The sequence below is a fragment of the Salinibacillus xinjiangensis genome, from assembly GCF_009649735.1.
Taxonomy (GTDB): Bacteria; Bacillota; Bacilli; order Bacillales; family Alkalibacillaceae; genus Salinibacillus; species Salinibacillus xinjiangensis.
On the sequence record NZ_WJNH01000011.1, the window covers coordinates 61,964 to 83,137 of the forward strand.

The 21,174-nt window shown below is 37.7% G+C and carries 16 protein-coding genes, 1 pseudogene and 1 other annotated feature; of the genes and pseudogenes, 4 read left to right on the forward strand and 13 right to left on the reverse strand.

The features are described 5' to 3' along the window. Positions 1-60: 60 nt before the first annotated feature. From GH754_RS15490 to GH754_RS15510, 5 genes are all read right to left on the reverse strand, one after another. Positions 61-1,251 (reverse strand): acetate kinase, encoded by a 1,191-nt coding sequence (locus GH754_RS15490; RefSeq protein ID WP_323742060.1) that lies wholly within the window; start codon positions 1,249-1,251, stop codon positions 61-63. Between the two features lie 144 nt (positions 1,252-1,395). Continuing rightward, positions 1,396-2,373, reverse strand: a complete 978-nt coding sequence (locus GH754_RS15495) for a class I SAM-dependent methyltransferase (RefSeq protein ID WP_153729596.1) — start codon at positions 2,371-2,373, stop codon at positions 1,396-1,398. A 159-nt stretch (positions 2,374-2,532) separates the two neighbouring features. Continuing rightward, on the reverse strand, positions 2,533-3,021 hold the full coding sequence (tpx, locus tag GH754_RS15500; RefSeq protein ID WP_153729597.1) for a thiol peroxidase: 489 nt from the start codon (positions 3,019-3,021) through the stop codon (positions 2,533-2,535). Positions 3,022-3,100: 79 nt separating this feature from the next. Next, positions 3,101-3,688, reverse strand: a complete 588-nt coding sequence (ytfJ, locus tag GH754_RS15505) for a GerW family sporulation protein (RefSeq protein ID WP_153729598.1) — start codon at positions 3,686-3,688, stop codon at positions 3,101-3,103. 20 nt (positions 3,689-3,708) lie between these two features. Then, on the reverse strand, positions 3,709-4,347 hold the full coding sequence (locus GH754_RS15510) for a DUF2953 domain-containing protein (RefSeq protein ID WP_194841377.1): 639 nt from the start codon (positions 4,345-4,347) through the stop codon (positions 3,709-3,711). Positions 4,348-4,484: 137 nt separating this feature from the next. On the opposite strand from GH754_RS15510, the pseudogene GH754_RS15515 reads away from it, so the two are divergent. Next, a pseudogene (locus tag GH754_RS15515) lies at positions 4,485-5,299 on the forward strand (NAD kinase). A gap of 26 nt (positions 5,300-5,325) precedes the next feature. Here GH754_RS15515 and GH754_RS15520 read toward each other — a convergent pair. The 6 genes from GH754_RS15520 to refZ all read right to left on the reverse strand — a co-directional run bounded on the left by GH754_RS15520 (position 5,326) and on the right by refZ (position 12,251). Then, positions 5,326-6,924, reverse strand: coding sequence for an amidohydrolase (locus tag GH754_RS15520; protein WP_153729600.1), 1,599 nt, complete (start codon positions 6,922-6,924; stop codon positions 5,326-5,328). A gap of 77 nt (positions 6,925-7,001) precedes the next feature. Beyond that, a complete protein-coding gene (locus tag GH754_RS15525; protein ID WP_153729601.1) occupies positions 7,002-7,211 on the reverse strand; it encodes an alpha/beta-type small acid-soluble spore protein in 210 nt (69 codons plus the stop codon). A gap of 85 nt (positions 7,212-7,296) precedes the next feature. Next, positions 7,297-8,499: a tRNA uracil 4-sulfurtransferase ThiI gene (gene thiI / locus GH754_RS15530; RefSeq protein ID WP_153729602.1), complete on the reverse strand. Its 1,203-nt coding sequence runs from the start codon at positions 8,497-8,499 to the stop codon at positions 7,297-7,299. Between the two features lie 5 nt (positions 8,500-8,504). Next, positions 8,505-9,644: a cysteine desulfurase family protein gene (locus GH754_RS15535; RefSeq protein WP_153729603.1), complete on the reverse strand. Its 1,140-nt coding sequence runs from the start codon at positions 9,642-9,644 to the stop codon at positions 8,505-8,507. Between the two features lie 119 nt (positions 9,645-9,763). Continuing rightward, entirely contained in the window at positions 9,764-11,470 is a 1,707-nt protein-coding gene (ezrA, locus tag GH754_RS15540) for a septation ring formation regulator EzrA (protein WP_153729604.1), read from the reverse strand. A 163-nt stretch (positions 11,471-11,633) separates the two neighbouring features. Beyond that, positions 11,634-12,251: a forespore capture DNA-binding protein RefZ gene (gene refZ, locus GH754_RS15545; protein ID WP_153729605.1), complete on the reverse strand. Its 618-nt coding sequence runs from the start codon at positions 12,249-12,251 to the stop codon at positions 11,634-11,636. 125 nt (positions 12,252-12,376) lie between these two features. Between refZ and GH754_RS15550 the strand changes: the two genes are divergently transcribed. Continuing rightward, the gene (locus GH754_RS15550; protein WP_153729606.1) at positions 12,377-12,856 is read left to right on the forward strand and encodes a GAF domain-containing protein; all 480 of its coding nucleotides are present in this window, start codon (positions 12,377-12,379) and stop codon (positions 12,854-12,856) included. A 47-nt stretch (positions 12,857-12,903) separates the two neighbouring features. On the opposite strand, the gene GH754_RS15555 is transcribed toward GH754_RS15550, so the two are convergent. Further along, positions 12,904-14,802, reverse strand: a complete 1,899-nt coding sequence (locus GH754_RS15555) for a sensor domain-containing diguanylate cyclase (protein WP_194841378.1) — start codon at positions 14,800-14,802, stop codon at positions 12,904-12,906. A gap of 468 nt (positions 14,803-15,270) precedes the next feature. Between GH754_RS15555 and rpsD the strand changes: the two genes are divergently transcribed. Next, positions 15,271-15,873 carry a 30S ribosomal protein S4 gene (rpsD, locus tag GH754_RS15560; protein ID WP_323742061.1) on the forward strand — a complete coding sequence of 201 codons (603 nt, stop codon included), beginning with the start codon at positions 15,271-15,273 and terminating at the stop codon, positions 15,871-15,873. Between the two features lie 113 nt (positions 15,874-15,986). On the opposite strand, the gene tyrS is transcribed toward rpsD, so the two are convergent. Then, entirely contained in the window at positions 15,987-17,255 is a 1,269-nt protein-coding gene (tyrS, locus tag GH754_RS15565; protein WP_153729609.1) for a tyrosine--tRNA ligase, read from the reverse strand. A gap of 91 nt (positions 17,256-17,346) precedes the next feature. Then, positions 17,347-17,568: a binding site (T-box leader), on the reverse strand. A gap of 204 nt (positions 17,569-17,772) precedes the next feature. Here tyrS and GH754_RS15570 point away from each other — a divergent pair. Continuing rightward, on the forward strand, positions 17,773-20,976 hold the full coding sequence (locus tag GH754_RS15570; protein ID WP_153729610.1) for a transglycosylase domain-containing protein: 3,204 nt from the start codon (positions 17,773-17,775) through the stop codon (positions 20,974-20,976). Positions 20,977-21,174: the final 198 nt, after the last annotated feature.

Here is a 21,174-nt window from a genome sequence, read left to right on the forward strand (position 1 = left end):
TTTAGGGAATTTATTCTATACTACTCTATGAGTTCAAGAGAGGATCTAATACTTATGAATTTAAATTTCACTTAAACGGACAGTGTCCCTAGCAATCATTACCTCTTCATTCGTTGGAATGATTATAACTTTAACCGGGGAGTGAGGATAATTCACAAATGCTTCTTTTCCTCTAACCTTGTTTAAAGCTGGGTCCCAGTAAACCCCCATAAATTCAAGTCCTTTTAGTACACGTTCACGAATGGCTGTACTATTTTCACCTACACCTGCTGTGAAAATAATAGCATCAACGCCTGACATACGAGCTGCATAAGAACCAAGATATTTGTGAATACGTCCTGCAAAAACATCTAAAGCCAATTCAGCACGCTCGTTCCCTTCTTCTGCAGCTTGTTCAATATCTCTTAGGTCACTAGAAAAACCTGATAAGGCTAACATTCCACTCTCTTTATTTAGGATATCCATAACCTCATTTGCATTTTTCCCTGTTTTATCCATGATAAATGGAATGAGGGCAGGGTCAATATTACCTGATCTTGTCCCCATTGTAACACCAGCAAGAGGAGTGAAGCCCATGGATGTATCAATTGATTGTCCACCTTCAATAGCTGCAATACTTGCACCATTTCCAAGGTGACAAGAAATCAGTCTCAAATTCTCAACTGGCACTCCTAACAGCTCTGCTGCACGGACGGATACATATTTATGAGATGTACCATGGAATCCATATTTTCGTATTCCGTATTTCTCATAGTATTCATATGGAAGACTATATAGATAAGACTGCTCTGGCATGGTTTGATGAAAAGCTGTATCAAATACTGCCACAGCTGGCGTATTCGGTAAAATCTCCTGAAACGCTCGAATCCCAACTAAATTAGCTGGATTGTGCAAAGGAGCTAATTCCGATACTTCTTCAATTTCTTGGACCACTTCATCCGTGATTAGAACGGAATCACTAAACTTTTCCCCGCCATGTACAACACGATGGCCAATCGCTTGGATTTCATTATAGGATTGAATAACTCCTGTTTTAAGAAGTTTTTCCAATAGTGTTTTGACTGCTACACCATGATCCTCGATATCCTTTGTTTCTGTATCCTTTTCATCATTAACCTCTATGGTGAAAATGGAATCATTTAGTCCGATGCGTTCAACAAGACCTTTTGTTAGCACTTTTTCTTCTGGCATTTCGATTAATTGAAATTTTAACGAAGAGCTACCAGCATTTATTGCTAAAACTTTATTCACTTTCTTCAACTCCTCATATCTAACAGATTCACTTTTACGTTTCCCATAGATACTTTAAATTATTGAATCTGTTAGCACAAGAAAGAAACCCCGCTGTGTCCGCTTTCATGCCAATGTTTTTATTTTCTGTTTTTTACGACGGGCCTATTTTTGATTATGGAACCAATAATCAATTTCATTTAACGTCTTATCCATGGCACGCACATCCTTAAATGATGGGAGCTGTGCCATTAAAACTTGTTTAGGGTTTGTAGTTTGAATGCCTTTCTTTTGCAATATAAAAATACTCTTAGCATTTTGTTCGGATTTAAACATAGATGATGGCAACTGTAAGATTCCTTGGACATGTGCGTGTTCATGTAGAAATTGGTGTAATTGATCGGAATGATCACTATCGAACATGAAGTTTGGTATCAGCAGAAATAAATAACCACCAGCAATTGTATAATTCAAGCTTTGTTCAATAAATAAGTGATGTGCATAAGAATGCTGTCCATCAGCCTTTAGTTTAAAGCTTTTTGCCTGCTCGTCATCTGGGTAATACCCCACTGGTAAATCTGATACGACTACATCAACTGGTTCAAGCAATAAATCACGTAAGCTATCCTGATGGAAAAATTCAATCCCAAAATGCTGTAAGTTTGCATTCATGTACGCAAGCTGAATTAAAGTTGGGTCAACTTCACTCCCATAGGCAGCTATGTTTTTTTCAACTTGATTCATAACAGCTGTTAATAAATTTCCTGTCCCACAGGCCGGATCAAATATTCGAATATCCTTCTTTTCACTTTGAAATTTGGAAACAAGATAACCCATGAAAATCGCTACCGCATCTGGGGTAATATAATGCTGTTGTTGCGTAGCTCCCTTCATCCCTTTTAAAATAGCTAATTGTAATGCTTTACGCACTTCCTCATTTGAAAAGGAATCTAACTGAACCTTTTCTACTTGCTTCTGTAGCGTTTGTTTAAAGGGTTCTTCAATTTCCTCAGCCACTCCACTAAATAGTAAACCACTAGCTTCAACTAAGCTATCTAAATAAGGCGTTTTTTCCTCTTTTTCAATAATCATTGTTGTTTCATCAAACCACTTGAATAATTGCTCTACTTTTTCTTGATTCATGACTATCCCTCAATTCCTTCACTATTCATCTACCACATGGTGGTGAGTACATATATGTATAGATAGGTTGTAAACACAAACCAACTCCCGACCTGAGATAAATAAAAGTCGGGAGTTTTACAGTTTACATCCGCTATCTTTTTATAATTTTGCTTAACCTTACTTAACTGCGTTTAAAGCAGCATCATAATCTGGATGATTAGTTGCTTCACTTACATACTCTACATATGTAACTTTATTATTTTCATCTACTACAAAGACAGCTCTTGCTAATAGTCGTAACTCCTGAATTAAGACACCGTATGCTTGGCCAAATGAGCCGTCACGATGGTCTGATAATGTCACCACATTTTCAATGCCATTCGCTCCACACCAACGCTTTTGAGCAAAAGGCAAATCCATACTCACAGTAAGGACTGTAACGTTATCTAAGTTACTCGCTTCTTCATTAAAACGACGTGTTTGTGCATCACATACTCCCGTGTCTAAGGATGGAACAACGCTAATAAGCTTTTTACCTTGATAATCCTTTAAAGATTTCTCTGATAAATCGTTAGCAAGTACAGTGAAGTCTGGTGCTTGGTTACCTACCTGTACTTCTTCTCCTAGAAGCGTTACAGGATTACCCTTAAATGTAATATTTGGCATCCGATTCTCCTCCTATACAAAATATTTGGTTCTACCATTATTATGAAGGCAGAGGTTGATTTTGTCTAATCAAACAACCTTATAATGTACTTGGGGGGGTGTTTTTCTTATCTTCACCTTTTTGTTCATCTTCCTTTTCCTGATCCTCGGACTTTTCTTTGTCTTTGTTTTGGTCTTTCTCTTTGTCTTTGTCCTTATCTTTTTCCTTTTCCTTTGATTTCTCTTCTTTTCCCTCAGGCTGTTTAATTTGCGACTTCAATAAATCCTGTATTTTATCAACTGCCTGTGGCGCTAAATCAATTAATCGTTCATATAAATGTGTATTTTCGTTTAAATGAACCATTTTCACACCATTCGAATTGACAATTACAAAGGCCACCGGGGTAATGGATACACCTCCACCACTACCTCCTCCAAACGGAAGCTTGCCACCTCCATCACTACTTCCTCCATCTGATTGGTCCTCAGATTGTTGATTTTGTTTTTGAGCGGGCTTAAATTCACTTCCTCCTGCCGCAAAACCAAACCCAACTCTAGAAACAGGTAAAATGATGGTGCTCCCATCTGGTGTTTCGATTGGATCTCCAATAATGGTATTCACATCCACCATTTCTTTTAAGCTTTCCATCGCTGTTGTCATTAAGCCTTGAATAGGATGTTCTGACATATGGGTATAAAGCTCCTTTCTTATGAATCTGATACTTCATCTTTTTTTCTTTGCCTATTAATTTGCATGAATGCTGTTATAGCTTGCCCAATTTTAAATGAAAACATGCATTCTAAGTATGTAGCCGCGATATTTTTTTGAAAAACAGGATTGACAAGGATTTTAGGTGCGGCTAATACGTTCATATATTGATGAAGCATTCCTATTACACTTCCTTTAATCCCCCATATCACTCCCGATATTGTCCCTGTTATTGCAGCATCATCCACCATCCCAATCTGTGTTTGCCAAGTAAGAGTATGAATCCGGACTTTTTGAAGGAAGCTTTTTATTGTAGGCCATATTTGTTGTATGGTTGACATAAAATTTTTCAGCATTTCTAAGCGGTCCAATAACTTATCAAAAAATCCCATTGACTGTTCTTCCTTATCAGTAGAACCTGTCATCTCTGCTCTAGCTTCCATTCTATCTTTTATTTCAACAATCGGGATTTCTTTTTCGATACGAATAAACATCCAAAATTGAATGATTACCCTTAAATAATCTTGATCCCTTTCATGTTTATAAAGAATAGAAATATGAACCCTAGTAAACATAAGAATGGTCATAAAGACAGCAAAGATAATCAAAATAACGACGAGTATAATCCACCAATTCAATATACTCACCTCTTTACAACCATTGTTTTCCATTTGCAGTATATTTAAACTATAATCGTTTGGATTTCGATAATTATTACCTGACAAATGATACAATAAACATAGAATTGAATTTCATGGTTTGGGAGGGAAGCGAAATGGACGAGCGTAAAAACCTATACTTTTTTTATCCGAAAGATGAACGATTAGAAGCACAATTACAGCCTTTATCCAAACTAGCGACAAATAATGGTTTTCAGATTGTGAATCATGCAGTAGATGCGAATATCGTCATTAGCGTTGGCGGGGATGGAACCTTTTTGCAAGCCGTCCGCAATACAGGCTTTCGACTGACTGCCTGTATATGGGGATTAAAACGGGCGAGGAAGCAGCGCTGTACTGTGACTTTAATTTAGAAACGTTTGATGAAATGGTTCACATTATGATGAATGAGGATTTAGAAGTGCGGAAATTTCCTTTGCTTGATGTGACCGTTAATGAGGATGAAACCACCTTTCATTGCTTGAATGAAATCAGTATACGTTCGTCAATAATTAAATCCTTTGTATTGGATGTCTATATTGATGAAAAACACTTTGAAAAGATTCGAGGAGATGGATTAATAGTCTCTACACCAACTGGGAGTACTGGATATAATAAATCTTCAAATGGGGCAGTTGTGGATCCGAAAATCCCCTGCCTTCAGGTCACCGAGCTAGCCTCGTTAAATAATAACCGTTACAGGACATTAGGTTCCTCCTTTATATTGGGAGGAGAACGAAATCTACAGCTTGAGGTCATCCAGGATGGTAATGACTATCCGATCATAGGATTGGATAATGAAGCATTTTCAATCCGTAATATCAAAACACTAGACATCTCGTTAAGTGATAAAGTCATTAAAACGGTTAAATTGAAAAATAACTCCTTTTGGGATCGAGTGAAGAGGACTTTTTTAGAGGAAAGGCATTAAAGAAAGGAAGTGCTTGATGCACTTCCTTAATCGTTTTTCACATATACAATTTCCTCATCAACAATTGTTTTCATTACATTCGTCTTTATAATATTCTCTTTCGGAATATCAAATAAATCTTGGTCCAACACAGTAAAGTCAGCATAAAAACCGGGTGCAATTTGCCCTTGTTTTTCTTCATTTCCACTAGCATAAGCAGCACCAGTTGTGTATAGGGAGACAGCCTCATAAGGGCTTAAACACTGGGCTTCACCATAGGTTTTACCATCTAAATAAGAGGTGCGATTTACAGCCGCCGCTATCCCTTTAATCGGATCTATTTCCTCAATAGGTGCGTCAGACCCACCAGCACAAACAATACCTGCATCCATTAGAGACTTCCAAGCATATGCTAAATGCTGACGTTCTTCTCCAATTCTTTCTAACACCCACGGAAAATCAGAAGCAACAAATGTCGGCTGGATATCAACAGCTAATGATGACAATTTTCTCATTCGATTGATCAGATTCGGATTGACAAGCTGAGCATGAATAAGACGATCCCTAACCCCTTCAGCGGGTGGATATTGCTCAATCATATTTAACACCATTTCAGCGGCTTGGTCCCCAATTGCATGTACCGCTACAGGCATCGATCGACTTCTTGCTTTCACCATTAACTTTTTCATGTGATCTATTGAATTGATTTGAACACCATACTGGTCACTTGCATCTGCATAAGGTTCTTTTAACCAAGCAGTTCGTCCACCAAAGGCACCATCTGCAAAGATTTTCATTGCACCTAACTCAAGCCAATCTGAACCATTTTTAAATTGATGCCCACTCTTATCCATATCTTCAATCACCTCATTATGGACAAGCAGGTGAGCACGAAACTTTAAGTTCACTCCGTCTATACTTCTGGCAAAGGCTTCATACGTACGTTCAAATCCACCATAATAATTCAAATCTTCACTATGACCTGAAACAATTCCATGTTGGACTAGATCCTGAATGGCTACAGTTACTGCTTTTTCTAAGTATGAGATGCTTACTTCAGGAACGTGATTCTTAATTAAATCCTGAGCATTATCTAAGAAAAAGCCTGTCATTTCACCCTTTTCATCCTTATCGATTACACCGCCAGAGGGGGCTTCAACATCATTTGTAATGCCAGCTTCGTTCATCGCCTTCGTATTCGCTATTATTGCATGGCGACATACCCTTGTTAACATGACCGGATGCTCAGCGCATGCTTCATCCAATTCATTACGATGAATGATTCGTGGGTTCTCCCATTGATTTTCGTTAAATCCTTCCCCAATCAGCCATTCGCCAGGAGAAAGCTTTTGTGTGGCATCTTTTACCGCTCTTAATAATTCTTCAGGTGATTTTATGTAGGTTAGATCTAATCGTAAAATTCGCTCTCCATGGCCAATGATATGTAAATGGCTATCAATGAAACCTGGATACATGACTTGTCCATCTAGATCATGCTCATCGTCAATTTGATTTGCATATGCCTTTTCCAAATATGATTTGGTCCCTAAATCAATGACCCTTCCATTATCGGTATAAACTGCTTCTACTACTTCCCCTTCTTGTCGCATTGTATAAATCTTACCGCCATACCATAATTTCCCCATCTTGATTCTCTCCTCTTACATTTTATATGTAGAAAGAAAAGGGCAGATTCTCTGCCCTTTTCTTAGCTATCGTTATCTTATTGTTGTTGACCACTAAATTGTTGTTGAGCTACACTTACAAGGCGCTTCGTGATTTCACCACCTACAGAACCGTTAGCACGAGAAGTGGTATCAGCTCCTAGCTGTACACCAAACTCCTGAGCGATTTCTGTTTTCATTTGGTTAAGAGCTTGCTCAGCGCCAGGTACAACAAGTTGGTTTGAATTGCGGCTATTATTGTTTGCCATGATGTAATCACCTCCTTGTCACTCATTATGATGTGCAAAAAGGTGATTATCATACAACACAATAGCTGGTAGTTGTTTCATGCATTTACAATAAATCACCAAAATCATCCGATTGTTGTTCGTGCTCAGTAAAGGTAATGGTTTCAATATTACGTAGTATTTTGTCTATATCCTCACTAAAATCGACCGGGTCCTCAAATTGATGAATTTTCTCACGAGAAGGCCTGGTTTTTGGCTGCTTTGGTACAAAAATTGTACAGCAGTCCTCATAAGGCTGAATTGAGGTTTCATAAGTACCAATTTTTCTCGATATGTCAATAATATCTACCTTATCCATCGCGACTAATGGGCGAATAATTGGATAATTCGTTACTTCGTTAATGGCATTCATACTTTCCATTGTTTGACTCGCTACTTGGCCAAGACTTTCACCTGTTGTTAAGGAAAGAATCCCCTCCTGTTTGGCCAGCCTCTCACTTACCTTCAGCATTTGTCTACGCATCACTGTCATTCCATAGCCTTCTGGAATTTCACGAAATATTTTTTGTTGTAATTCCGTAAAAGGTACAATGTGTACACGAATCTCATGGCCATATTTCGTCAAGGATTTCGCTAAATCTAATACCTTTTGCTTTGCCCGTTCACTTGTGTAAGGAGGAGAATGAAAATGAATTGCCTCTACTTTAACGCCTCTTTTCATCGCAAGGTATCCGGCTACTGGACTATCAATTCCTCCTGACAACAGTAGAAGTGTTTTTCCTGTTGTTCCAACGGGGAGTCCACCTGATGCTGGAATTTTACCAGCCATAATATACGTAGCGTCATTTCGTATTTCTACTCGTATTTCCACATCAGGATTTCGAACATCAACCGTTATTCCTTCGGTGTTTGATAACAAGTGACCACCAAGCACCTGATTCATTTCCTGTGAAGGGACGTCAAAGCTTTTATTCGGGCGTTTCGTCGTAATTTTAAATGTCTTAGCGTTACCGGCCTCATTTAGAGCAAACAATGCCCCTTCCTTAATCTTGTCTAACGAGTTCTCTACTCTGAGGGCTAGGTTGACAGACTGAATCCCAAATACTTCACGGCACTTTTCGATGATTGGCTCATGGTCTTGACCATTCAGCTTGATATACATACGGTCACGTGCCCGAATAATATGAATATCTGGAAATTCTCTTAATTTTTGTTTTACGTTTTTCTTCAGTTGGGAGATGAATTGTTTTTTATTTTTCCCCTTTAGGGACAATTCTCCATATCTTATTAAAATATGATCATATTGCATGTTATCTACCTCATTACTTCATTTAATTCGTCCAGCACCTCTTTAAACTCTTTACAAAACTGCCGAACTTCCTCTTCTGTATTTTGATACGAAAGACTAATTCTTAACCCATAATGTGTACGTTCCATCCCTAATCCGCAGGCAGCTAGTACAGCACTTTCATCCGAATGCTTAGAGGAGCAAGCAGATTTGGTTGAAATAAATATATTTTTCTTGCCTAAAGCATGAATGACTACTTCTGGTTTAAATTTAGGTACTGAAATATTCAAAATGTGTGGCGCTCCATCCCTTGGAGTATTAATCATAATTCTGTCATCCTTCTGTAATAGGTTGCGGATGATGTCTGAAAGTTTTATTAGATGACCATAGCCATGTTTTTGTTTTTCAAATGTCAATCGCATCGCTTTTACCATTGCTACAATCCCCGCTAAGTTTTCCGTTCCTGGTCGAGTAGAAGATTGCTGACCACCCCCATGCAACAATGGAGAAAGAGTAGTCCCTGATTGAATATACAATAAACCAGTACCCTTTAGTCCATGTATTTTGTGACTAGACATTGAACATAAATGAATGCCTGGATGAGTAAAGTCAAGAGAAATTTTACCTAGCCCTTGAACATGATCTACATGAAAAAACAATTTTGGATGTTTAATCACAATATCTGCAATTTGCTTAATGGGTTGAATGGTACCTAATTCATTATTTACATGCATCACAGAAATCAAAATCGTATCATCACGTATTTCATTTTTTAACTGTTCCATATCAATTTTTCCTTCCGCATCCACGGATAAATACGTAACATCAAATCCATGTGATTCAAGAGCTTGACAAGCCTCTAAAACTGATGGATGTTCAATCTGTGTTGTAATAATATGTCGTCCTCTATTTTGATGCTGTAAAGCTATACCTTTTATGGCAAGGTTATTACTCTCCGTGCCTCCTGAGGTGAAAATCAACTCACTTGAATCAACCTTTAACAAGTTAGCAGCTTGTTTCGTAGCTTTGTGTAGTAACTTTTCTGCCTCTCCACCAAACTGATGAATAGAGGAAGGATTTCCATAATAGGATTCCGATACTTTTCGAAAGCTTTCTAATACCTCGGGATACGGGCTTGTTGTTGCGCTATTATCTAAATATATCATCACGAGTAAGCTCCTTTTTTCCATTTGCAATGAATAATCATACCACATATATTATGTCGGGACAAAGAACAAAAGCCGTCTCCCTAGTGTTTTAGCACTCTTGAGACAGCTTTTTATTCTTATACTTTAGAGAATGCATCCTCTTGTTTTAAAATTTCATCTAGTCGCTTGATTGCTCCAGGCTCAATTTGTTCCAAATGCTCCGCAGCTGTTTCAAGCGCAAGCTCATAATCCCATTCACGAAAAGCATACTCTGCTTCTGAAAGCTTGGCTGCTAGAACTGGGTATTGACTGCGGTAACGATTAGCATATTGAATCACATACTCTGCTAATCGAGCTTGCTCGAGCAAATATTCAGTTTGCTCATCAACCATTTCCGTATTCTTTTCGGCTTTTCCCAATAAGTGATAGATCTTTTCCATATTTAATGGATGTTGAGTTAATTGGGTGTTAATCTCATCAATGGTGACCGTTACATCCTTGATTGCATCAAATATGTATTCAGGCACACCTGGAATATTGCTTTTTTGTAAGTTTTTCTTTACTTGACCAATTTGCTTTAACAAATCGTTGATTCGCTCTTTTGCCTCAATTTCGTCCTGGCGTAGTGAATTTACTCTTTCTAAGAATTCGTTATGAGCTAATTCAAAGGAATCCCATTGCAACAACCAATGTTCTAAATCCCCGCGTATATTTGTATAAGTCCGTTTTCCGTCTTCAACCTCATTAACGATCTTGTCGGCAAGCAGCTTTAATTGCTTCACTTGGTTTTCTAAGGTAAGTAGGGTTTCTTGGTCCTCATCATTCATTTCATAACTCACTTGTAAGGTTTTTACTTCTTCTCTTGTTTGTTTAAATTTCTCCTCCATATTAAGAAGTTCATTTTCCATCGTACTCATTTTCTTTTCAGTGTACTGTTTAGCAATGGCTTCCTGTTCTAGTTGATCAAAAATTTCCTGAATTCGCTCTTCAATCTCGATTATATATGTTTCGACATCATAGACCTCACCCCGGTCTAATTGTTCAATAATTGAAATAAGCTGTTCATGGTATTTTTGAATTTCTTTCTCAAAGCCAAAATGCTGAAGGTTGTGACCTAAACTCTTCATTTCCTTTAAGCCACTTGTTAATTCGTCTAGCTGTTCAGGTAAATCCGTTTTACACCTTTGATAAAGGGATGGAAAAATCTTTATTTTATTGTTTAATTCTTCGAGTCGGTCACTCACTTGTTGCACCATATCTTTTGCTTCAATGTAATCCCCATGCTCAGTTAATTGATCAAAACTGGTAAGCTGCTCTTCAATCTCATCAAGCTCCACCTCAAAAACAATTTCGGCATTGCCAAATTGATACCTATTTTGTAACAACTGTTTTCGTGTCTCCTTGATGCGAGGTCGAATCAGCTCTACCTGTTTATGACCATCCTCTTTAGACAGAATTAAATCCTCCACTTCTTCAAACATGGTCACAATAGAGGTTTCAATCGTCTGTAAGGTTCGGCTAACATCATCTAACACTTTTTTTGCTGTACGAAAACGATACTTATCTGCCGCTTCTTCAGCGTCAAAAAGCTCTTCCTCAATATCTGGCATTTTCCTAGTTACGATATGATCCCATTCTGTCCGCCATTTTTCAAACCGTGTCTGGGTTTCACCAGAGAGATTTAAATCCTTTATTTTAGATAATTGCTCTGTAACGTCCTTATTCATGACCGCTAGTTTCCATTCTTCTAATTGATCAACACGGTCATAAACTCTTTTTCTAAGTATGAGACCTAATATAATGAATACAATTAAGAAAAGAATGGCTCCAATGATGTACTCCATTAAAAAGCCCCCTATCGCAATTTCCACATACCCCTATCGTCCGTTCAGGTAAGGAATTTTGTGTTGGTAATATAATATCATGTATTCGCCGTTTTTTGCTAAAATTTTTCAAATTTCTTTCTCATATTTGTAATTTCTATCATTTTTTAGTAATGAAAAGACACTATTGTACCTCTTCTCCTGAAGCCATAAGTGTCCTCACCCATTTCTTAATTGATTTTACATATTTCGTTAGGTAAACATCATCAGAACGATTGACACCGACCATACTTTTCCACTCATACGGCATAGTAAATGGAATTTGGAGAAGCCCCTTCAACTGAAAAAGTAAAATTTCTTTTTCAACAGTTGAATATTGGGTGGAGGGTACAATTTGATAAAATGCATCCTCAAATAAATATTTTTCTTTAGCTAAATAGGTTACAAGTAATTCTCGCACTAATATATTATCCTTGGAAAGCTCTCTTTGTATAAAACTTGTAAATTGATGATTCTCCTGCTTGTAATGTATAATAGCATCAATTAACTCTTCCATTTGTTCAACAGGGCTTTTTGTAGAAGAAGACTTCTGGATTTTCTCTAGCTTTTGTAAATATGATTCAAAGTAGTTTACAATCAAAAATTCTAATAAACCTTGTTTATTTTGAAAGTAGTAACTAATCATGGAAACATTCACATTTGCACTTGATGCAATATCCCTTACAGAGGTTCCATGAAATCCCTTCAAATAAAACAAGTGAACAGCAGTCTCAGCAACCTTTTCTTTTGTTTTCTTGCTCATTTAATCTCCCCCTTCATACTTTTTCTTGTTTCACAATCATAAATCCTCTGATAAAATGACAAGAAATTATGACAAATTTCTCGCATATTGACAGCGGATCATAATCGAATCTAGGAGGTTTTGACATGTTTCAAACAGCAATGTATACGGGTACTAAAGAAGAAAATTATCAATTAGTTATTAAACAACTAAAGGCTTTATTAGAAGATGAATCAGACAAAATAGCTAATTTAGCTAATGCATCTGCACTCTTAAATCAATTTTTAGACAATATTAACTGGGTAGGTTTCTATCTTTATCAAGAAGGCGAGCTTGTTTTAGGACCTTTTCAAGGATTACCAGCATGTGTCCGAATCTCTTACGGAAAAGGGGTATGCGGCACTGCCTTCTCTGAGAAAAAGACCATACGTGTAGAGGATGTGAATCAATTCCCTGGTCACATTGCATGCGATGCCGCAAGTCAATCAGAAATTGTTATCCCAATTAAACAAAATGACAAAGTCATCGGTGTTCTGGATATTGATAGTCCAAGCCTTGATCGTTTTGATGAAACAGATCAAATTTATCTTGAACAATTTACTCAAACACTTAGTGATAACCTTTAATTTTCATGGAAGGAAAAGAAAACGAAATCGCTCTTCGCTTAGCTAGCTTAGATTGCGATTTCGTTTTGTTTTACTACACGGTTCTTCCCCTGTTCTTTCGCAACATATAATGCACGGTCTGCGCGGAGAAAAATCGCTTTGCTGCCACCATTTATTTGCTGATCCCAATAAGAAACTCCACAGGAAATAGTCACAGTTGGGCTTGTCCTGGTAGCAACTGCTTTAACTAAACGTTTAGCAACCTGCTCACCCGCCACAATATTCGTATTCGGCAAGTATATGGCAAGCTCCTCTCCTCCCCATCTAGCTGCAATATCGTGACTTCTTATATTTTCCTTAATAACTTCTGCGACCTGGAGAATAATAGCATCCCCAGTATCGTGTCCAAATTGATCATTTATGCTCTTAAAATTATCTATATCGATTAAAACAAAAGTCCCCTGCTGTCCAACCTCCAGATGTTGATTCATCATTTCATCTAGATAATTTCTTGAATATAGCTTTGTTAAATAATCCGTTTGTACTAAACGTTCTAACTCCTCTTTCAAGAGTGAATTCACAACCGTTAATGCGGAATGTTGAACTAAAGATTGAAGTAGTTTATACGTTTCAAATGAAAAGAAATATTCATTCGGATGGAGTACAGTAACAAAACCAATCACTTGATGTTCATGGATCATTGGTACAGCCATCACCGATTGAAATGGCAAATCTAGATCAGGATATTTAACCTGGAAATCTCCAATAAAAACCATATTTGTTTTTTGCTCAATCTTTTCGTTTAGAAAAGTAATAAGCGACCGCCCTTCATTGGTTGTAAAAAAGGATGTGCTTTCCTTTAGAATTTGAGGAGTATTACCGTTATTTTGATAGAGAACAAATCCAACCTCTTCTCCCTTAAATGAATGTTTGATTAAATCCGCCATATATGTAAAGGTATCGGACAATTTCCGCTTTGAATTAAGCTCTTGGGACGATTGATTAATTAACCTTAAGTCCGCAATCAAGCATTTAGACTGTTCATACAACCTCGCATTTTCCAAAGCACTTCCAGCTGTATTAGCTAATATGGAAATAAACTCAATTTCATCCTCTATAAAAAGGATATTTTTCTCCTTGACCACTTGCAAAACTCCATACACACCTTGCTTCCCTTTTAGAGGCGCATACATAGATGCTTTTTGATCATTTGTATCATCAAATTGGATTTGCCCAGTTAAATAAGCCTCAGTACTCGCATGATATTCCTTGTTTTGGTAGTCAAATTCTCTTACTGGTAAACCTTCTGTCTGCGGGTCATCCTGTGATAGTAAGAGAAAACAGTCGTATAAGGGATAGATATCTTGCAGAGTAAAAATGACTTCCTTCAAAATATCATTTATGTTCATAGAAGAATGAAACTTGGAAGTCACACGGTAAAGCATTTCATACTTATCCTTAACACTGATAGATTTGTGAAAAAACTTAACCTTCCCGATCAGGCGGTTCGTTTCTTGTACAATCTCTTGAAATAGCTGAACGACTTGCTGATCGAAACTCTGATTATCAAATAAAAACAATAAAAACCCATCATGCTTACTTTCTATTTGTAATGGTACAATAAAGGATGTTATGTCGTCTTTCGGCTGATAAAGTACATCATCCCCTGATGGATAAGAAAATGTTTTATTCACCCCGTTAACAAGCTGTTGTAAGGTTGAAAGGTGGAAGGGTTCTTTTTTTATGTATTCATTTGATTCAGATGGGTCAGAACATAGTTGATAGCGAAGAGTGGAATCATTTAAGATGAAAACATCTATTGCTTTTGCGTGTGTAATCAACTTCAGTTGTTTTGCGATATCATTAAGACATCCTTGGAAAGATGTTTGTGTATAAGTCATTAAGATTTCATAGAATCTTTCTTTTAATTTTATTTTTAGTTGGTCAAGAGCTATGACATTTGTCATTTTCATCACCTAAACGACTGAATTTTTGTACTATCAATATTTATAAGTACCAATCGGTAGAAAGTATAAGTGCAACGAGGCTATCCCCGACACCTTAGTGCTAGGCACTAGCCAAGTTTTCTTTGTAGGAAATATTACCTAATTTCATCATAACATATTAAATTTAATTATACTGAAAAATGTTTAGGAAAAATAGAATTATTTATACTTTTATATAATTCTCCAATCTATTCGTAATCCCTCTAATTCCCCTTGACTTCTTTGTCAAAAAAAACTATAATAGCCTTTGTGTAAAATAAAAGGTAGCTTAGGTGAACCAACGTTGTCATCATTTTGTTCCTCTAAACTTAGAGGTGTATCGCGTAACTCTCGGCTGCTGGGGCGAAGGTACATGAAAACAAAATGAGCAGCGATATAGGGACACAGGTTTTATTTTATGCAAATTTTATATATAAAGGAGAATGTCTAGTGTCTAGATACACAGGTCCAACTTGGAAAAAATCTCGTAGATATGGCATTTCTTTGAGTGGAACAGGAAAAGAATTAGAAAAGCGTCCATACGCTCCGGGACAACACGGTCCTAATCAACGTAAAAAGCAATCTGAATACGGCTTGCAACAACAAGAAAAACAAAAGCTACGTTTCATGTACGGTTTAAATGAGCGTCAATTCCGTAGCCTATTTGATCAAGCTGGTAAAATGAAGGGTGTTCATGGTGAAAACTTCATGATTCTTCTTGAATCTCGCTTAGATAACCTTGTTTATCGTTTAGGCTTAGCTCGTACTCGTGCTCAAGCTCGTCAATTAGTTAACCATGGTCACATTACTGTTGATGGTGGTCGCGTTGATATCCCATCTTACCGTGTACAACCTGGTCAAGTAATCGGTGTTCGTGAAAAGTCTCGCAACCTAAACATCGTTGCAGAATCTCTTGAAGCGAACGTATTTGTTCCTGAATACCTTTCTTTCGATGAAGAAAAGCTTGAAGGAACTTTCAACCGTTACCCTGAACGCTCAGAGTTACCATCTGAAATCAACGAAGCACTTATCGTTGAATTCTACTCTCGTTAATAACGAGAATCAAACGAAATCAAGGGTTGTCCCTCTTAAGGGGCAGCCTTTTTTGATGGATTTCAAATAAGAAAGAGGTACTCAACAACAATTTGAGTACCTCCCTCCTTCTATTATTGATGTCTAATTAAAAAGTACTTCTTTTTCCCTCTACGGATAATCGTAAATTTACCATCTATTTTATCTTGATCATCAACTACATACTTTAAGTCCTGTTGACGCTCGTCATTAATGTAGACTGCACCATTTTGAATATCCTCACGAGCTTGACGCTTAGATGAAGATATTTTCGCATCCACAAGTAAGTCAATTAACCCTTTTTCATTTTCGGTTAGAGCGTAAGAAGGAACATCCTTAAAGCCTTGTTCAATTTCTTCTCCATCTAGTGATTTGATATCATCACTAAATAGTGCCTCAGAAATTTTTTGAGCCTGCTTTAAGGCTTTCTCTCCATGAATAAGTTTAGTCATTTCTTCAGCCAAACGAGTTTGAGCTACACGCTTTTCTGGCTGAGTTTCTACTTCTTTTTCTAGTTCGGCTACCTCTTCCTTACTTAGGAATGTGAAGTATTTTGTGAACTTAATGACGTCGCGGTCATCGGTGTTAATCCAGAACTGGTAAAACTCGTATGGAGTCGTTTTTTCAGGATCTAGCCAAATAGCTCCTCCTGCTGTTTTACCAAACTTTGTACCATCTGCTTTCGTAATAAGGGGGACGGTTAGACCAAATGCTTTTGCTTCCTCGCCTTCTTCAGATGTACGACGGATTAATTCAAGACCAGCAGTGATATTTCCCCATTGGTCACTTCCACCAATTTGTAATGTACACCCTTTATCTCTGTAAAGATTTAGGAAGTCCAAGGATTGCAATATCATGTAGCTAAACTCGGTAAATGAAATTCCATTTTCAATACGAGATTCAACCGAATCCTTGGCAAGCATGTAGTTTACACCAAAGTGCTTCCCAATATCACGTAAAAACTCAATAATTGTCATACTAGAAAGCCATTCATGGTTATCAGCAGCTATAACGTCTTTTTCATTTTCATTCGTGTTTAAAACGTTTGCGATTTGTGCCTTTAGCCCTTCACTCCACGCTTTAACCGTCGTTTCCTCATTTAATTGTCTTTCAGTGTTTCTACCACTAGGATCACCAATTAAACCAGTTCCTCCCCCAACTAGTGCAATGGGACGATGCCCTGCAGCTTGGAATCTCTTCAACATGAGCAAAGGGACTAGGTGTCCAATGTGCAGACTGTCTGCTGTTGGATCAAATCCGCAGTAAAGAGTCACTGAGTTCTCTTCTAAGTGTTTTTTTAATCCTTCTTCATCTGTAATTTGGTTGACTAATCCTCTGTCTTTTAAATCTTGTAAAATATCCATAAACCTTATCCTCCTCTATTTCTTATACCTAATCTGATCAAACTTTTACTTTCTAAAAACGCCAAAAAACCTCGCACCTATGAATATCAATCATAGGGACGAGGTTTAACCCGCGGTACCACCCTGGTTGCAGTATGAATATACTGCCGCTTCATATAATAACGGAATATGACCGTTTCCTAGTCCATAGATGTGTGACAGGAAATGCTCCGAGACGTAATTCGCATCTACATGTTTTGTACTGGCTTGCAGCAACCGCCAGCTCTCTTAAAACAGGGAACATGATGCTACTTCAACTCATCCATGCATCGGTATTCTAAATGTAAAGTTTTCTTGTTTGATTGAATAGGAGAACTTGGCAATCGCCGGCGACCTGTGGCTTAGTCATTAGCCAAGTTTTCTTTATTATTTTTAATTTATAGCACAAAATAAAAAATATAGCAAACTGAAATTTTAACTATCCCTTCTTTACCTCTAGTTATGGTATAATATATGGTGGATTTTAGGGGGGTTCGTCATGAACGAGAAATTTCAAAATATGTATCAAAAATGTAAAACGTGGTGGCAGAAAGGAAAGATACAAAAGTTTTTCCGTGTATCTTCCGATGTTACTTGGAATATAATACTTACTTTTCTCATCATCGGAGTTATTGGAGGATTTTTTGTAGGTGGAATTGGTTTAGGTTACTTCGCATCGTTAGTGAAAGATGAACCAATACGTAGCTATGCTGAAATGCGAAAAAATATTTACAATTATGAAGAAACCTCGGAACTTTATTTCGATAATGATAAATATTTGGGGAAACTGAGCGCGGACCTTCATCGGGAAGAAGTTGATATTGAAAATATATCCGACCATCTTATTAATGCCGTAATCGCAACGGAGGATGAGTCTTTTTATGATCATCCAGGTATTGTTCCTAAAGCTATTTTACGTGCTTTGTTTCAGGAATTTACTAATTCAGAAATGAAATCTGGTGGAAGTACGTTAACTCAACAGCTCATTAAAAACCAAATCCTAACCAATGAAGTTTCCTTTGAGCGAAAGGCTAAAGAAATTCTATTAGCCCTAAGACTTGAAGAATTCTTTAAAAAGGAAGAAATACTAGAAGCTTATTTAAATGTTGTTCCATATGGTCGTGATTCTTCGGGGCGAAATATAGCTGGAATTCAAACGGCTGCACAGGGGATTTTTGGTGTAGATGCAAAAGATTTGAACATTCCACAAGCCGCCTTTTTAGCCGGTCTACCCAAGAGCCCGTTTGGGTATTCACCCTTCCAAAATGGTGGAGAGGTCAAGAGTAAAGAAGGGTTGAAACCAGGTTTTGATCGAATGAAGGTTGTTTTACATCGCATGCATGAGGTAGGTTATATAACAGACAAGCAATATAACGATGCTCTCAATTATGATTTGACAGCAGATTTCATTGATCCACAACCTTCACCAGTTGAAAAGTATCCGCTTCTTACCTTTGAAATTGAAGAGCGGGCTGCAAAACAAATGACGGAGTATTTTGCAAAACAAGACGGTTATACCAAGGAAGACTTGGAGAATAGTGATGATTTAAGAGAGCAATATTACATTATTGCGAAAAGGAAAATTCGTCAAAATGGCTATAAAATCCACACAACCATTGACAAAGAAATTTACGACAAATTTCAAGAAATCGCAAGGAATTATGAGCATTTCACACCTACCCATACGATTATAAGAACGAATCCAGAAACAGGTAAGCGTGAGAAGGTTGAAAACCATGTTCAACCTGGATCCATGTTAATCGAAAATAAAACGGGTAAAATAATTGCATTTGTTGGGGGTAGAGGTATTGGTGAAAACAACCACGCCACCAATACAGAGCGTCCGAACGGTAGTACGATGAAACCATTGTTAGATTTCGCACCAGCGATGGAAAAAGGTGTCGTTCAACCAGCAAGTTCCGTACTGGACGTAAAAGGAGAAACAGGCTGGTTTCCTGATAACTATACAAGCAGGGAGTCTGGGATTACTGATGTACGAACAGCTTTAGTTAAATCCTTAAACATCCCTTCAGCCAGAATTTATAAAAAAATTATAAATGATCGCCCAGCAACATACTTGGAGCGTATGGGCTTTACTTCATTAGTATCAAACGACAATACGGATGATTTCACAAATGAATCCATGTCGATCGGAAGTCTAAGTAAAGGGGTATCTGTGGAAGAGAATACAAATGCCTTCGTTACTTTTGCCAATATGGGAAAATTCGTGGATGCTTATATGATTGAAAAAATTGAAACAAAGGATGGAGAGACAGTCTTCCAAAATGAACCTGAAATGAAGGAAGTCTTTTCACCTCAAACCTCTTATTTAACACTTGATTTAATGAGAGATGTAATTGATAGAGGTACAGCGACATATGCAAATTCTGTGTTAGCTCACCCAGGTGTTGATTGGGCAGGTAAAACAGGTTCAACAGAGAACATTCAAGATGCTTGGTTTGTAGCTACCAATCCAAATGTTACGATTGGAAGCTGGATTGGTTATGATACGTATGATGCCGATGGTGATGGTGACGGATTCGGAGATCCATGGCGAGACGGCTATAACGATCCAGATAACCGCATTCACTTAAATTATAGTAGAGGGTCTTACCTTGGTTATAGTAGTCGAAATGTTGGATTCTGGGCTGAACTCGTGAATGCAGCATCTGAAATTAGACCTGACTTAATGATTCCAAAAAACAACTTTGAAAACCCAGGTGGAATTGTAACGAGAAGTGTTTGTGCTGTTTCAGGTCTATTACCTAGTGAAGCCTGTGAAAAAGCAGGACTTATCACAACTGACATTTTTAATGCTAAATTCGTCCCTACCAAGAAAGACAATAGTCTAATTGAAGGGGACTATGTAACCATTGATGATAAAATGTACCCTGCTTTAGAAGGCACACCAGAGGAATTTACAGATGAAGGATTCCTATTAAATCCTGAGTTCTTAGAGGAGCGCGGATGGGATGATGTAAGTGACTTGCGAAAACTGATACCAAACAATGAAAAATGGTCTAAAATTCAAATTCCAGAAACAGATGAGTTGAAAGATGATGGAAAGGCGCCTTCTGCTCCAACTAATGTCAGCATCTCAGGTAGTACAATATCCTGGAATGCACCAAAGCAAAAGGATGTAATTGGCTACCGTATTCACATGGCCGATGAACCAGGAAAGCCTGGAAAAGCGATTGGTAATACGAAAGATACATCGTTTGAACTTCCATCTAAAAATAGAGTGTACTATGTAACAGCTGTAGACTACTTTGGTCAGGAATCAGGATTGTCAGATGTAGCTGTCCATGGAGAAGTTGTGGTTCATCCAGGAGAAGTATCAGGATTATCTGCATCCTCTACCGATAACGGGGTAGCGCTAAGCTGGAAAAACCCGGGAGCAGATGATTTTTCACACGTAAGAGTGCTACGCGGCTCCAATGTAATCGCTAATAAGGTGACTAACCAATCCTATACGGATCAAAATGTCGATCCCGGTAACTCCTATACGTATCGAGTTGTTACCGTTGATAAGGATGGTAATGAAAGTGAAGGGGCAACGGTATCTATAGAGACAAAGAAAAAACAGAATAACGATGACCCAAATGGTGGCGAAGAGGAAGCAAATACAAATCCAGATGAATCCGAAAATGAAGAAAACAATGAGGATGAAAGCCAGGAAAAGCCACCAAAAGATGAAGAATAAAACAGTATCCAAAAAGAAGAATGAGTTCGCTCATTCTTCTTTTTTATACTATCAGAATTTATAAGTTAAGTCGGTAGATAGTATAAGTGCAACTAGGCAATCGCCGGCGCCTTACGGCTTGGCGCTAGCCAAGTTTTCTTTATCTACATCATTTTGTAACAATATCCCCAAATTCATCCAACACAAATAGGATCGTTC